The following is a 14512-nucleotide window of genomic DNA, read 5'->3' as shown; positions in this document are numbered from 1 at the left end:
TTGTATGATTTGGCAATTGATCGCCGCCTTGGCTGCCGGTCTGGGGGCTGCCGGGGTCGGGCTGATTCTGCGACAGCTCAGTGGCAAGCGTCTGCCCCGCTGGATCATTCCAGCCTTGGGCGGCCTGGGGATACTCGGCTACCAGATTCACTACGAATACAGCTGGTTCGACCACAAGCGGGCCCAGTTGCCGGAATCGGCCCAGGTCGTTTCCACGGAAGCCCATCACATGTTCTGGCGACCATGGACCTATCTCTTCCCTCTGACCATCGCCTTCAACGTCATCGACCAGAACAATCTCGTCACTCGCAAGGCCGGTGAGGATCACCTCGTCGAGTTTATCCTGTACCGTTTCGAGCGCCAGCACACCGACCATATCTCCCACCAGGCCTACCTGCTGAATTGCAGCGCCCGGGAAATGGTGCCCCTCGCCGAGGACGACGGGCAGCCACGCTATGCGCAACTGCACCGTGTCGAGAGTTCGGCCCCGCTGTTCCAGGCGATCTGCACCAACGCGTAACGTTCTCTCCTGCCAGCAACCTGCTCCCGGGTTTCATGCCCGCAGGCAGGTTCATGGCTGCCCTCGCGGTCGGCATTCCCCTAGAATGGGGCTGCACTGCAGGAGAAGATTATGTTTCAGGGTTGGCTGCTCATCGTTGTATCCCTTGCGTACATCGCCATGCTCTTCGCCATTGCCTGGCGCGGCGATCGTCGCGCCCAGCGTCACGGCATGGCGCGTCGACGTCCGATCGTCTATAGCCTGGCGCTGGCAGTGTATTGCACGTCATGGACCTTCTACGGGGCCGTGGGGCAGGCTGCAACCTCGGGCTGGTCGTTCGCCAGCATCTTCGTCGGTCCACTGCTGACCTTCCTGCTGTTCTGGCCGGTACTGGCGAAGATGATCCGCGTCGCCAAACGCCAGAATGTCACCTCCATCGCCGATTTCATCGCTTCACGCTACGGCAAGACCCAGGCACTGGCCGTGTTTGCCAGCCTGGTCGCGCTGATCGGCACTCTGCCCTACATCGCCCTGCAGTTGAAAGCCGTGTCCTCGGCTTTTCAGGTGCTGACCGCCACTTCCGACATGACCCGTGCCCCACTGTTCGGCGACACCGCCTTCTACGTGGCGGTAGTCATGGCGTTGTTCGCGATTCTCTTCGGTACCCGGCACACCGACGCCACGGAGCATCATGAAGGACTGATTCACGCCATCGCCTTCGAGTCGCTGGTCAAGCTGTTGGCCTTTCTCGTGCTGGGCGTCTTCGTCACCTGGGGTCTGTTCGACGGTATCGGCGATCTGTTCGGACGCGCCGACACCTTCCTGCAATTGCAACGTCAGCTTGCCGAGCAGGATTTCGGCCAAGGGTTCTGGGCCCAGACCCTGCTCGCCATGCTGGCCATCTTCTGTCTGCCCCGACAGTTCCATGTCGCCGTGGTGGAGAACATTCATCCCGACGATGCCGCCCGGGCCCGCTGGCTGTTTCCCCTCTACCTGCTGGCGTTCGGCTTCTTCGTGCTGCCGATTGCCGCTGCCGGCCTGACCCTGTTTCCCGACGGCTCGGTGGAGCCCGACACCTTCGTCCTGATGCTGCCCTTGGTCAGCGGCCACGAATGGCTGACGCTACTGACCTTCATCGGTGGCTTCTCGGCCGCCACCGGCATGGTGATCCTGGCGGCGGTCGCAGTGTCGATCATGATCTCCAACGAACTCGTGATTCCCCTGCTGTTCCGCCTGCGCTGGTTCGATACCCAGCCCCGCGACTACGGCAGGCTGGTGCTGCGCGCACGACGGCTGACCATCGTCGTCATCCTCACCCTGGCCTACGGTTTCTACCGGCTGATCGCCGAGTACAGTTCGCTGGCCTCCACCGGCATGCTGTCGTTTGCCGCCGCGGCTCAGTTCGCCCCCGCCCTGCTCGGCGGCCTGTACTGGAAGCGCGGCAATCGCCTCGGTGTCATCGTCGGCATGAACGCGGGCTTCGCGGTGTGGGCCTATACTCTCCTGCTGCCGGCCCTGGTCAAGGCGGGGCTGCTGGCGCCCTCCTGGCTGCTCGGCGGCCCGTGGGACATCGCCTGGCTCTCGCCCACGCAGCTGTTCGGTCTCAACGTCGGCGACCCCTTCACCCACGGCGTGATGCTCTCGCTGGGCCTCAACCTGTTCTGCTACATCTTCGTGTCGCAGATCACCTCGCAGCGGGTGGTCGAACGCATTCAGGCCTCGCTGTTCGTCGACAGCATCGAGACCCGCCAGACCTCGGTGAACCGGCCCTGGACCGGCGCCACCACGGTGGGTGACCTCAAGGTACTCTGCCAGCGTTTTCTCGGAGCGGGGCAGGTCTCGAGAGCCTTCGATGACTACGCCAGACGCAACGGCACGACGCTCGATGACAACACCCGCGCCTCCATCGACGTGATCCAGTTCACCGAGCGCTTCCTGGCCTCCGTGCTCGGTGCCTCCTCGGCACGTATCGTGGTCAACTCCGCCCTGCAGGGCCGCGGCATCGGCATCTCCGACGTCATCTCCATCGTCGACGAAGCCTCGCAGGTGCTCGAATTCAACCGCGCCCTGCTCCAGGCGACCATCGAGAACATCAATCAGGGTATCAGCGTGGTCGACCAGAACATGCGCCTGGTGGTGTGGAACCAGCGCTATCTGGAGCTGTTCCGTTTCCCGGACAATCTCATTCGCGTCGGGGCACCGATCGACAAGATCTTCCGCTACAACGCCCACAATGGCGAGTACGGCCCCGGCGACCCGGAGGAACACGTCGACCTGCTGCTCGAGAACATCCGTCAGGGGCAGCCGCACCGCTACGTGCGCTACCGCCAGGACGACAGCGTGCTCGACGTTCAGGGCAATCCCATGCCCGGCGGTGGTTTCGTCTACACCTATCAGGACATCACCCAGCAGAAGCGTACCGAAGAGGCGTTGATCCGCTCCGAGAACAATATCCGTATCTACACCGATAACGTGCCGGCACTGATCGCCTATTTCGACAAGGAGTGTCGCTACCTCTTCACCAACCGCGCCTACGAAGCCGCCATGGGCATCGACCGCAACGCGGTGATCGGCGAAAGCGTCGACAGCGTCATGCCCCGTCAGATCGCCCGGGAGAGGGCTCCCTGGATGCACCGGGCGCTCGCCGGCGAACGGGTCAGCTTCGAAATCTCGCTCGACGACGGCGACGGCGGTACACGCTACATGCTGGTCACCTATACGCCGCACTTCAGCGACGCCGGCGGCATTCTCGGCTTCTTCGCCCTCTATCAGGACATCACCGAGCGGCGCCTGGCGGAGATCGCCCTGCGCGAGACCAACGAGAATCTCGAGGAACGGGTGCGCGAGCGCACCCAGGCATTGTCCGAGGCCAACGCCGCGCTGCGTCAGGAAAACCGCGTCCGTGCCGAGGCCGAACAGGCCCTGCGCCAGGCCAAGCAGCTCGCCGAGGACGCCAATACCTCGAAGACCCGCTTTCTGGCCGCGGCCAGCCACGACCTGCTGCAGCCTCTCAACGCCGCACGCCTGTTCACCTCGGCGCTATCCCAGCAGGTCGATGCCGATGATCTGAAGCGCACCATTGGCCACATCGACAATTCCCTGCAGGCCGCAGAAGAACTGCTCGGCACACTGCTCGACATCTCCAAGCTGGATGCCGGCGCCCTGACGCCACGGCGCGCGCATTTCGCTCTGGCCGACATCTTCCGGCCGCTGCGTGCCGAGTTCGAAGTCATGGCCGAGGACCGTGGTCTCGACATGGACGTGGTGTCGACCCGGGCCTGGGTCGACAGCGATGCCCAGATGCTGCGGCGCATCGTGCAGAATTTCCTGTCCAACGCCATCCGCTACACCCAGCAGGGCCGGGTGCTGCTCGGCTGCCGACGTCAGGGCGAACGCCTGTCCATCGAGGTGTGGGACACCGGCCCGGGGATTCCCGAGTCCAAGCTCACCGAGATCTTTCAGGAATTCCGCCGCCTCGATCAGGCCTCGCGCCACAAGGAGAGTGAAAAGGGGCTGGGGCTGGGACTCTCCATTGCCGAGCGCATGAGCCGTGTGCTCGATCACCCGATCAAGGTGCGCTCATGGGTCGGCGTGGGGACGGTGTTTGCGGTCTCGGTGCCCATCGTGCACGCCCAGGCCATCGAGCAGAAGCCCGAGGACGCCCCCGCGCGACGGGCCGGCAACAAGCTGGCCGGCACCCGCATCCTTTGCATCGACAACGAGACGCTGATCCTCGAGGGCATGAAGGCCATGCTCAGTGGCTGGGGATGCGAGGTGTTCACGGCCACGACCATCGGTGGAGCCAAGTCGGTGCTGCGCCATCTCGACGGCGATCCCGAGGCCATTCTCGCCGACTATCACCTCGACAACGAGATCACCGGCATGATGGCGCTCGAAGCGCTCGAGGAGCTCTGCCAGGGGCCGGTGCCGGGTATCGTGATCACCGCCGATCGTACCGACGAGGTCGCCGAGGAGGTTCGCCGGGGCGGCTATCATCTGCTTCTCAAGCCGGTACGTCCTGCGGCACTGCGAGCACTGCTGACCCGAACCCTGCAGGCTAGCCGGGCAATGCGTCAGACGCCGTGAACCCAGCGGATGCGGCCTTTTTGAATGCGGCCCGCTAGTGTGAGCGCATCAGACTCAGCCTTACTGAAATACGTCGGTCGATACCTCAAAAGCGCCCTGACCGAGGCGCTTTCTCGATCGACGCAGCCCTTGAGTTTGCCTCCTCGCGGGGCCAGTGACCGCCATGGCCGTTCGCCGGGTACCAACGCGGCCCACACACAACCCACCGAAAAACTTTCCCGCTCTTGCTTCCGACTCCGTCACTCGGGCTCTACGGGCGTGGCCTCGAGCGTCGTCGCTTCACGCAGATCCGCAACGGTATCGGGGCTCACCGCCGAGGCGTCGTTGCCCCAGGCACCTCGAATGTAAGTCAACAGCGCCGCAATCTGATCATCGTCGAGTTTCCAGTCGAAGTTGGGCATGGACAGCAGGTTGGGGCGCGCCTCGGTATTGGGTTCCCGGGCGCCGCGCAGTACCACGTGAATCAGCGAGGCGGGATTGTCCTGCTGCACGATGGGGCTGTCGCGCAATTCCGGGAACACGTTCTGGATGCCCTCGCCATCATAGCCGTGGCATCCCGTGCAGTTGTCGACGTACAGCGCCCGTCCCAGACCGGATTCGCCATCGTCGGTCTGGCTCTCCTCCTGCCGGCCGTCTTCCTGCTGTTCGACGAGAGGCACGCTTTCTCCCTCCGTGTCCGGGCCAGTCTGTCCGACTCGATCGCCTCCACCCGGCAGGTCCTTGAGGTAGGTGGCGATGGCGGTCAGATCTTCGTCGGTCATGTGCTGGGTACTCTTCTCGATCACCTCCCGCATCAACCCGGCGGCGACATGGTCGCCGTTGGCCCCGGTCTTCAGATATTCGACGATGTTTTCTTTCGACCAGTCACCCAGGCCCTCGTCGAAACCGCCACGCAGACTGGGCGCGAACCATTGCTGCAGTTCCGAGCCGGTATAGCGTGCGTCCTCGTCGGCGGCCCCGAAGACATTCTTCGGCGTATGACAGGAGCCGCAATGCCCCAGCCCCTCGACCAGATACGCGCCGCGATTCCATTGCGCGGACTTGTCGGGATCGGGCTCGTAGACCCCGGGCTCGAAGAACATGGCCTTCCAGCCGGCCACGAGCTGCCGCCAGCCCAGCGGCCAGATCAGGTCGGGCTGCTGGATCGCGTTGTGCACGGGATCGATCGTGCGCAGGTAGGACCAGATCGCCGCGAGATCCTCATCGGTCACGTGAGTGAAGGAGGGATAGGGAAACGCCGGATACAGATGGGCGCCATCGGCACGGACCCCCTCGCGCATCGCACGGATGAACTGCTGCTGATTCCAGTTGCCGAGTCCGGTCTGGTCGTCGGGCGTGAGATTCGCCGAGTAGATCTCGCCGAACGGGGTCGGAATCGGCAAGCCTCCGGCCAGATAGCCGCCATCCTCGGTGGTGTGGCAGGCCGCGCAGTCCCCGGCCAGAACAAGATAGCGACCGCGCTGAATCTGCGAAAAGGAACCCTCGTCGGCCATGGCCGTTTCCGCCAGCACAACGCACGTCAGCGAGGCCAGAGCAAGGCCTGATACGGTAGCACGGATAAGAAATGGCATAACGTCCTCACGCATCGACCAGCGGGCCGGGATTCTTGAGGTACATGTTGCGTATCGCGTCGGCGGCCCAATAGGTCAATGCTCCTACGGTACCGGTGGGGTTATAGCCGGCGTTCTGCGGGAAGACGCACGCCCCCATCACGAACAGGTTATGCACGTCCCAGGACTGCAGGTAGCGATTCACCACGCTGTTGCCAGGGTCCGTGCCCATGATGGCGCCTCCCGTGTTGTGGGTCGTCTGATAGGGCACGATCTGGTAGTGCTCGCTCAACCGGTTGGCCTGATACTGGCGCGGCTTCATCGTCTTGGCGATGTCCATGGCGCGATCGGTCAGGAAATCCGACATGCGCCGGTCGTTGTCGTGAAAATCGAAGGTCTGACGCAGCAGCGGGTTGCCGTAGACGTCGCGGTAGGTGGGGTCGAGATCGAGATAGGCGTCCCGGTAGGCCATGGAGCTGCCGTGGCAGCTGATGGACGTGGCGCGCAGATAGTTGTCGGCGACCGCCTGCTTCCAGCCGGAGCCCCACTTGGGCGCATCCTCGGGCATGACCATCTGATTGATCGGCCGCCCACCCGTCGTCCAGGCGCAGATGTAGCCGCCCCCGATGAACCCGTGCGGGCCATGATCGAAGTTGTTGCCGTTGAAGTCGTCGATCGCCTGCCCCAGCGCCCCGGCGCCCATGAAGGGGTTGAGATTCTCCTCGGTGAAGACATCCACGCCCGAGGTGGTCTGATAGGCGTAGTTCTTGCCCACCACGCCGGTCTGGGTCTCGGGATCGTAGGGCTGTCCGATGCCCGAAAGCAGCAGCAGATGCACGTTGTGCGTGGCGTAGGCGCAAAGGACGATCAGCTTGCCCGGCTGCTCGAACTCCCGCCCCTGGCTATCCATGTAGGTGACGCTGACGGCGCGCTTGCCGGTGTCGTCTAGATTGACGCGATTGACGTTGCAGTGGGTACGGTAGGAGAAGTTCGACTTCTTCATCAGCACCGGCAGGATGGTGGTCTGGGGCGAGGACTTCGAGTAGTTGCCGCAGCCGAACCACTCGCAGAAGCCGCAATAGGTGCACTCGCCCATCTGCACCCCGTAGATGTTCTCGTAGGGCTTGGAGGTGTTGGACGCCGGCGCGGGGAAGGGATGATAGCCGACCTCCCTGGCCGCCTTGTCGAACAGCACGCTCGTCTGACTGCGCTTGAGTGGCGGCAATGGGTAAGGCTCAGAACGCCGTCCCTCGAAGGGGTTGCCGCCGTCCATGATCTCGCCTTCCAGATTGCCTGCCTGTCCCGACGTGCCGCAAAGATATTCGAACTTGCTGTAATAGGGTTCGAGCTCTTCGTAGGTCACCCCCCAGTCCTGAATGGTCATGCCCTCGGGAATGAAATCCTCACCGTACTGTTCGACCGTGCGGCTGCGGATCTCGAAATCGTAGGGCAGAAAGCGCCAGTGCTGGCCATTCCAGTGGATCCCGGCCCCGCCCACCCCGACGCCGGGATTGAAAGAGCCGAGATGGCGCATGGGCAGTGCCAGCTCGCCGGGCTTGTGGCGAAAGGTCTGGGTGTTGCGAGCCGGCTCCTGAAATATCTCGTTGCGTACCGCGTAGCGCAATTCGTCCTGGACGAAGTTGGTCGCGAAATCGTCTTCGGTGGTCCGGAAACCACCGCGCTCGATGGCCAGCACCTCGAGCCCTTCCTCGGTCAATTCCTGGGCCAGGATCGCTGCCGTCCAGCCGAATCCGACCAGCACCACATCGACGGAATCCAGCTTGGTCGCCATCAGGTGATCTCCTTCAGGGGAATGGTGTCTCTGCCCAGCAGCCCGACCGTGGGATAGGGGTACGGCTTGCCGTAGTCGGTGATGAACGGGCTGTAGTTATAGCGCGGCCCGGGGAAGCCGGCGAGACGCCAGCCGGCGAATTCGCGGTTGCCGCCGTACATGGGGTCGGCGAAGAAGCCCTCGCGGGTGTTCTGCCACAAAATGGTGAAAAACATCGCCGGATCATCGACGTCCAGCGGTATGTCGCCCTCCGAGAGCCGCTCGAGCACGTTGTCCTTTGCCTCGCCATCCAGCTCGTGGAAGGCCTGGCCCTGGTACCGCTCGCGGCAGTAGTCGTCGATCAGCGGAATGCAGTGGCGGTAGAGCTGCGCCGGGGTGAAGCGCAACTGATACCCCTGAGCCTCGGAACCGTCGTGCCAGGGGCCCTCCATGTACCAGCGCTCGGCGCGTCCGAACGACCCCTCCAATTGATAATCGATGAAATCGGCGACCCCGGCACGAAGTGCGCCTGGCCCCAGCTCGTCGTCGGGAATCAAGCGATCCACGGCGGCCTCGACGAAGCGCCGCTCTTCCGGACGCAGATAGGGCGTGCGGGGAACGTAGTAATCGGGTGGCCCGCCCGGCTGCGACGGTGAACTCCATTGCGAGTCGGCAGGCGCCGCCCTGGCCTGCGGCGCCTGGCTGCTCACGAGATAATACGTCCCGGCGGCAAGGCCGCCCTTCAGAAAATCACGGCGATTGAGTGGCATGACGAAATTCCTTCGTAATGTCCCATGTTGTAATTGATGTTTCGCTTATAAAGCTCAGCAATCGAACCAATAGCTGTCAAATATAAAAGTGCACCGCAGTACGTTGCGCGAAATCGATGCATGAGGGACCAGCGCGTCCCGGTATATTTGGGCAGCCAGTGTCGTGTTCTGGATAAAGCCGAAGTCGTTGATGGGAGAACCGAATCCCGACTGGCTAAATGACGCCTGGCCAGTTCTGGCCTAGAGGAGTGGACGGACCGAAAAAGTAAAAGCCCGCAACGATGTGCGGGCCTGACAGACGAGTCGAGTGTTTCGGGAAGGAAATCGGCGTCAGCTTTCCACCTTGGGCGGCTCGACTTCGAGTCGCTGAGCCGCGATGACCGCCTGAGTCCGGGAGTGCACGCCAAGCTTGCGCAGAATAGCCGTCACGTGCGCCTTGATGGTCGCTTCGGAGACACTGAGCTCGTAGGCGATCTGCTTGTTGAGCAGCCCCTCGGTGAGCATGTTCAGCACTCGGAACTGTTGCGGCGTCAGTGAAGCAATCGCCTCGGCGAAACGTGTATCCTCCGCATCCGCCTCACCCAAGGTATTGGCCATCTCGGCAGGCAGCCAGATCTCGCCATCGAGAATCTCGCCGATCGCCTCGGCGATCTTGTCCAGCGACGAGGATTTGGGAATGAACCCCGAGGCACCATAGTCGATGGCACGACGCACCACATGCGGCTCGTCGCTACCGGAAACGACTGCCACGGGAATATCGGGTGTCTGACCGCGCAGCTGAATCAGACCGGAGAAGCCATGCGCTCCGGGCATGTGCAGATCCAGCAGGATCAGATCGGCGTCGGGATGACGCATCACCACCTCGGTCGTCGCCTCCATGGTGTCGGCTTCGACGATCTCGGCCTGCGGAGCGACTTGGCGCAACGCTTGGTTCAACGCGGCACGAAATAACGGATGGTCATCGGCGACGATAAATTTCTGGGCAAAAGCCATTGAGAGTCTCCTCCGGATCCCCTTGAGCGAACAGCCGTGCCATGCGGTAGCGGGCCGGGATCGGTTCGCCTCTTCTTACGGCATGTTACCCCAAGGTCTCTGCGATCCCAAGCCTGATACCGCTGTTTGAAGGGGATTGGGAGGGAAAACTTACAAAAATGAAAAGACCGGCCGTATGGCCGGTACGCAAGGGCCCGGAGCCCAGGGAGAGCTGGCGTGCATCTCCCGCATGCCAAGAAGCTGGCGGCGATGGGTTCCGGGCGAAACAGCGAAGCTCCTACTCGAAGCTTCTGTCGAGATTGGCTGACGGCGTCACTGGCGGATGGCGCGATGCTCGATCAGCTCATCCACCACACTGGGATCCGCCAGGGTACTGGTATCGCCCAGTCCCTCGCACTCATTGGCAGCGATCTTGCGCAGGATACGCCGCATGATCTTGCCCGAGCGGGTCTTGGGCAGCCCCGGCGCCCACTGGATGACATCCGGCGAGGCAATCGGGCCGATATCCTTGCGTACCCAGGCAATCAGCTCCTTCTTGAGATCCTCGTCGGGCTCGAACCCGTCGGCCAGGGTCACATAGATGTAGATGCCCTGCCCCTTGATGTCATGCGGGAATCCCACCACCGCCGCTTCCGCCACGGCATGGTGCGCCACCAGAGAGGATTCGATCTCCGCCGTCCCCATGCGGTGCCCCGAAACGTTCAGCACGTCGTCGATGCGCCCGGTGATCCAGTAGTAGCCATCCTCGTCGCGCCGGCAACCGTCACCGGTGAAGTACATCCCTTCATAGGTGGAGAAGTAGGTCTGCACGAAGCGCTCATGGTTGTTCCAGATCGACCGCGCCTGCCCCGGCCAGGAGTCGAGAATCACCAGGTTACCGTCGGTGGCCCCCTCGAGCCGATGCCCCTCGTTGTCCACCAGCGCCGGCTGCACGCCGAAGAAAGGCCGTGTCGCCGAGCCCGGCTTGAGCGCCGTGGCCCCCGGCAGCGGGGCGATCATGATCCCGCCGGTCTCGGTCTGCCACCAGGTGTCGACGATCGGGCAGCGGGAGTTGCCGATGACCCGATAGAACCACTCCCAGGCCTCGGGATTGATCGGCTCGCCTACCGACCCCAGCACGCGCAGGCTTTCGCGCTTGCTGGAGTCCATGACATTCTCGCCATGCGCCATCAAGGCGCGAATGGCCGTGGGAGAGGTGTAGAGAATCGAGACGTTGTGCTTGTCGACGATCTCGCCGATGCGCCCATGGTTCGGGTAGCTGGGAACCCCCTCGAACATCAGGGTCGTGGCGCCGTTGGCCAGCGGCCCATAGACGATGTAACTGTGGCCGGTGATCCAGCCGACATCGGCGGCACACCAGTACACCTCGCCATCCTTGTAGTCGAAGACGTATTGATGGGTCATGGCCGCATAGACCAGATAGCCACCTGACGTATGCTCGAGCCCCTTCGGGGTACCGGTGGAACCGGAAGTGTAAAGAATGAAGAGCGGATCCTCGGCATTCATCCGTTCGGCAGGACATTCGTCGGACTGCTTGTCGACGGCATCGTGGAACCAGACGTCCCGGCCTTCCTGCCAGTCGATATCGCCCCCGGTACGCTTGACCACCAGCACCGTTTCCACCACGTCGGTGCCCTGACGGGTCAGGGCGGCATCCACGTTATCCTTGAGCGGGACATTCTTGCCCCCGCGCACGGACTCGTCGGAGGTGATGACCACACGGGACTGGGAATCCACCACGCGCCCCGCGAGCGCATCCGGAGAGAAGCCGCCGAAGACCACCGAATGCACGGCGCCGATACGCGCGCAGGCCAACATCGCCATGGCGGCCTCGGGCACCATAGGCATGTACAGGGTGACGGTATCGCCCTTCTTGACGCCCATCTCCTTGAGGGCATTGGCCAGCTGGCAGACACGGGCGTGCAGTTCACGATAGGTGAGCGTCTTGTCCAGGCTGGGGTCGTCGCCTTCCCAGATGATCGCCGGCTGATCGCCACGGGTCTCGAGGTGACGATCAAGGCAGTTGTAGGACACGTTGAGCACGCCATCCTCGTACCAGCGGATATCGACGTTGCTCGATGCAAACGAGGTGTTCTTGATCTTGCTCGGCGCCTCGAACCACTCCAGACGCTTGGCCTGCTCGGCCCAGAAAGTCTCGGGGTCGTCCACCGACTGCTGATACAGGACCTGATACTTTTCGTTATCGGCCCAGGCATTGGCGGCGAGTTCTTCGCGTACCGGATAGACTTTCTGCTGTTCGGTCATGGTCTGCCTCTGTACCGGAGATGTATGCATTTCGCTGGCGTCGCAGAACCGAGCGTACCAGCGCTAGAATTGCATTCAGCATATACCCGGGAGGCACCATGTGCCCTATTAGACCTTGGTATCAAAAAAATTATCATTATTTTCAACAGGTTGAGCTGTATATCAAGCGTCGATCCGCGCCTCGAAGACCAGCCACTCACGACATCGCCGGCAGCGGTAATCGGTACCGCGCCGCGCCAGTGCGTGGCGGCGTGGCGAAAAGTGATGGGGCGTCTTGCAGGCACAGCGATAGCGATAGGGCGCCGGGCTGGCGCGAGATACGTCGAAGCGATGGGTGGTGACCGGCGGCAGGCCATAGAGCTTGCGCATGACGGTTTTCCACTCGTGACCATGCGGCCTGGCGCGCGGGCCGTCGAGATGAAACACCAGCCAGTGAGCCATTTCGTGGGGGATGACCTCGACCATGAACGCCTGACGATTGTCCGCCAGCAGCACCGGATTGAAGCGCAGGCCACCGCGATCATAGTGGGCCTGACCGGCCCCCTTGCCACGCAGATCGAACCATACGGCGGGACGGGGAAGCCCGGGGTGAACCTCTCGCGCCAGTTGCCAGGCCGCCTCGACCCGCTCGTGGACATGGGCGTATAAAGCCGCTTGATCGAGTTCGGCCAGAAGATCGGGATCGGGGGAAGGCAGAGTCGGTGACATCATGGGATGCTAGAATGCCGCCAGATGCAGACAGCGTCCACCCCTGAGAACCAAGAGAGTCTGTCATGAACGAGACCGCCCCCGTCCCTCCCCAACCCCTGCTCGATGATGAAGCGCTCGACGTTCTGGACGAGTTTCTCGAATCCGAGCGCGTCGATCCGGATGCACTCGACCTGATCAGCGCTCACGGCTTTCTCGTGGCGCTGGCCGTCGCCCCCCGCGAGCCGGAGGCTGCCATCTGGGTGGCCGAGCTGTTCCATGGCGAACCCGAATTCACTGGCGATGCGGAGCGCAACCGGATTCTGGGCCTGCTGGAAACCCTGCGCACCAACGCCGTCGCGGCGCTGGAGCAGGGCCTGCTGCCGGAGTTGCCCTTCGATCTCGAGCTCGGTGAGCTCGACCCTGCCGACACGCCGATCGGCGACTGGTGCGCCGGCTTCATGGAGGGCGTGTTTCTCGATGAGGCCGCCTGGTTCGCTCAGGACGAAGAGAATGCCGCGGCGTTGCTGCTACCCTTCATGGCCCTGTCGGGGCTGTTCGAGGACGAGCCGGACATGCAGGAGCTGGTTGCCTCTCCTCGCCAGGCCGAAGCACTGGTACGCCAGTTGCCCGAACTGGTGCTGGATCTGTATCTGCATTATCGGGTCCCGCCGGAGGCGCCCAAGCCGATGCCCAAGCGCAAGCCCGGCGCTCCGCGTGGCAAGGGCCGCCGCTGAGCGTGGGTATCAGAGACACCATGTCTAGCGCAGCCGCGTGAGCCAGGTATCCAGCGTTCCGAACAGCCACTCCCGGAAACGCTGCAGGCGCGGCCGCCGGGCCCAGGAGGCATGGAGAATCTCGTCGCTGGTCTTGAAATTGCGTTCGAAGAGTGCGGCGACCTCATCGGCGAAGCGTTTGTCGTCCACCTCCTGATTGGCCTCCAGGTTCCACTGCAGACTCCAGTGATCGAAGTTGCAGGATCCCACCGTGCTCCAGTCGTCGATGACGCTGAACTTGGCATGGATGAAGTTCGGCTGGAACTCGAAGATGCGCACGCCGGCTCTTAGCAGCCGCCCATAGAAGCGCTGCCCGGCGTAGCGCACGGTGGGATGATCGTGCTTCTCGCCGGGCAACAGCAGGCGGACATCGATACCGTTTCGGGCCGCCTGTCCCAGTCGGCGCAGCAGGGTGCGCGTCGGGACGAAATAGGGCGTACAGATCCACAACCGTTGACGGGAGGTGGCAATGCGCTGATGCAGGGAGTGGCGAATCGCCTGATAGCGGTGCCCCTGCCCCCAGATCACCCGCCCCCGCATGCCGTGATAGCCGGGCACCGGCGCGACGTGCAACTTCAGGCCCCGCACACGCAGCGCCTCGCCCGTGCCGCGCGTCAGCGACGAATCCCACAACCGCGAGAACAGCCTCACCCAGTCGCCGACGACGGGCCCTTCGGCACGTACCGCCACCTCATACCAGGCCTCGATGAATTCATCGACGATGCAGAATCCGCCGGTGAATGCCACGCGCCCATCCACCACCAGTAGCTTGCGGTGGTCACGGGTCAGATTGCCACTCAACCGATGCAGCGCCAGAGGATTGAAATCCCGTATCGCCACGCCAGCCTGGCGCAGACGCTCGCGGTCGTCCCGCACCAGTCCCATGCAGCCATAGCCGTCGAGCAGCAGCATGACGGACACGCCGCGACGTGCGGCCCGCGCCAGTGCCTCGATAAAGCGATCGGCCAGTTGGCCGGACTCCATCAGATACTGCTCGATCAGCAGCGATTCTTGCGCGGCGTCGATCGCCGCGAACATCTCGGGCAGAAAGCGCTTGCCTTCCGGCAGCAGCGTGAAGCGATTACCGGCTCTCCATATGCTGCGCATCCTGGCTC

Annotated in this window: 10 protein-coding genes; 3 read left to right on the top strand and 7 right to left on the bottom strand. The window is 63.0% G+C overall.

Features of this window, described 5'->3' with window-relative positions; all coding sequences use genetic code 11:
* Positions 1–4 precede the first annotated feature (4 nt).
* Together ACYQ12_RS04385 and ACYQ12_RS04380 are read left to right on the top strand one after the other, a co-directional pair.
* Positions 5–520: a hypothetical protein gene (locus tag ACYQ12_RS04385; protein WP_459868273.1), complete on the top strand. Its 516-nt coding sequence runs from the start codon at positions 5–7 to the stop codon at positions 518–520.
* 111 nt (positions 521–631) lie between these two features.
* Positions 632–4585: a hybrid sensor histidine kinase/response regulator gene (locus ACYQ12_RS04380; protein ID WP_459868270.1), complete on the top strand. Its 3954-nt coding sequence runs from the start codon at positions 632–634 to the stop codon at positions 4583–4585.
* Between the two features lie 239 nt (positions 4586–4824).
* On the opposite strand, the gene ACYQ12_RS04375 is transcribed toward ACYQ12_RS04380, so the two are convergent.
* The 6 genes from ACYQ12_RS04375 to ACYQ12_RS04350 form a co-directional block, all read right to left on the bottom strand.
* Positions 4825–6078 carry a c-type cytochrome gene (locus ACYQ12_RS04375; RefSeq protein WP_459868267.1) on the bottom strand — a complete coding sequence of 418 codons (1254 nt, stop codon included), beginning with the start codon at positions 6076–6078 and terminating at the stop codon, positions 4825–4827.
* 85 nt (positions 6079–6163) lie between these two features.
* Positions 6164–7927: a GMC family oxidoreductase gene (locus tag ACYQ12_RS04370; protein ID WP_459868264.1), complete on the bottom strand. Its 1764-nt coding sequence runs from the start codon at positions 7925–7927 to the stop codon at positions 6164–6166.
* Complete coding sequence (locus ACYQ12_RS04365) at positions 7927–8676, bottom strand: gluconate 2-dehydrogenase subunit 3 family protein (RefSeq protein WP_459868261.1); 750 nt, start codon at positions 8674–8676, stop codon at positions 7927–7929. The genes ACYQ12_RS04370 and ACYQ12_RS04365 overlap by 1 nt, the downstream gene beginning before the upstream one ends.
* Before the next feature lie 330 nt (positions 8677–9006).
* Positions 9007–9669, bottom strand: a complete 663-nt coding sequence (locus ACYQ12_RS04360) for a response regulator (protein WP_459868257.1) — start codon at positions 9667–9669, stop codon at positions 9007–9009.
* Between the two features lie 312 nt (positions 9670–9981).
* Positions 9982–11934, bottom strand: coding sequence for an acetate--CoA ligase (gene acs, locus ACYQ12_RS04355; RefSeq protein WP_459868254.1), 1953 nt, complete (start codon positions 11932–11934; stop codon positions 9982–9984).
* Between the two features lie 162 nt (positions 11935–12096).
* Positions 12097–12645, bottom strand: coding sequence for a SprT family zinc-dependent metalloprotease (locus tag ACYQ12_RS04350; protein WP_459868251.1), 549 nt, complete (start codon positions 12643–12645; stop codon positions 12097–12099).
* Positions 12646–12707: 62 nt separating this feature from the next.
* Here ACYQ12_RS04350 and ACYQ12_RS04345 point away from each other — a divergent pair, with 62 nt between their 5' ends.
* The gene (locus ACYQ12_RS04345) at positions 12708–13358 is read left to right on the top strand and encodes a YecA/YgfB family protein (protein WP_459868248.1); all 651 of its coding nucleotides are present in this window, start codon (positions 12708–12710) and stop codon (positions 13356–13358) included.
* A 24-nt stretch (positions 13359–13382) separates the two neighbouring features.
* On the opposite strand, the gene ACYQ12_RS04340 is transcribed toward ACYQ12_RS04345, so the two are convergent.
* Positions 13383–14504 carry a phospholipase D-like domain-containing protein gene (locus ACYQ12_RS04340; RefSeq protein WP_459868245.1) on the bottom strand — a complete coding sequence of 374 codons (1122 nt, stop codon included), beginning with the start codon at positions 14502–14504 and terminating at the stop codon, positions 13383–13385.
* Positions 14505–14512: the final 8 nt, after the last annotated feature.

It is taken from the genome of Halomonas shantousis (assembly GCF_054654615.1).
The sequence above is the reverse complement of the archived record's forward strand: the minus strand, read 5'-3'. Positions and strand labels throughout refer to the sequence as shown.

Coding starts and splice junctions, on each gene's coding strand:
- ACYQ12_RS04360 (WP_459868257.1), bottom strand. CDS start 9,669: ATGGCTTTTGCCCAGAAATTTATCGTCGCCGATGACCATCCGTTATTT.
- ACYQ12_RS04345 (WP_459868248.1), top strand. CDS start 12,708: ATGAACGAGACCGCCCCCGTCCCTCCCCAACCCCTGCTCGATGATGAA.
- ACYQ12_RS04375 (WP_459868267.1), bottom strand. CDS start 6,078: ATGGCCGACGAGGGTTCCTTTTCGCAGATTCAGCGCGGTCGCTATCTT.
- ACYQ12_RS04385 (WP_459868273.1), top strand. CDS start 5: ATGATTTGGCAATTGATCGCCGCCTTGGCTGCCGGTCTGGGGGCTGCC.
- acs (WP_459868254.1), bottom strand. CDS start 11,934: ATGACCGAACAGCAGAAAGTCTATCCGGTACGCGAAGAACTCGCCGCC.
- ACYQ12_RS04340 (WP_459868245.1), bottom strand. CDS start 14,504: ATGCGCAGCATATGGAGAGCCGGTAATCGCTTCACGCTGCTGCCGGAA.
- ACYQ12_RS04380 (WP_459868270.1), top strand. CDS start 632: ATGTTTCAGGGTTGGCTGCTCATCGTTGTATCCCTTGCGTACATCGCC.
- ACYQ12_RS04370 (WP_459868264.1), bottom strand. CDS start 7,927: ATGGCGACCAAGCTGGATTCCGTCGATGTGGTGCTGGTCGGATTCGGC.
- ACYQ12_RS04350 (WP_459868251.1), bottom strand. CDS start 12,645: ATGATGTCACCGACTCTGCCTTCCCCCGATCCCGATCTTCTGGCCGAA.
- ACYQ12_RS04365 (WP_459868261.1), bottom strand. CDS start 8,676: ATGCCACTCAATCGCCGTGATTTTCTGAAGGGCGGCCTTGCCGCCGGG.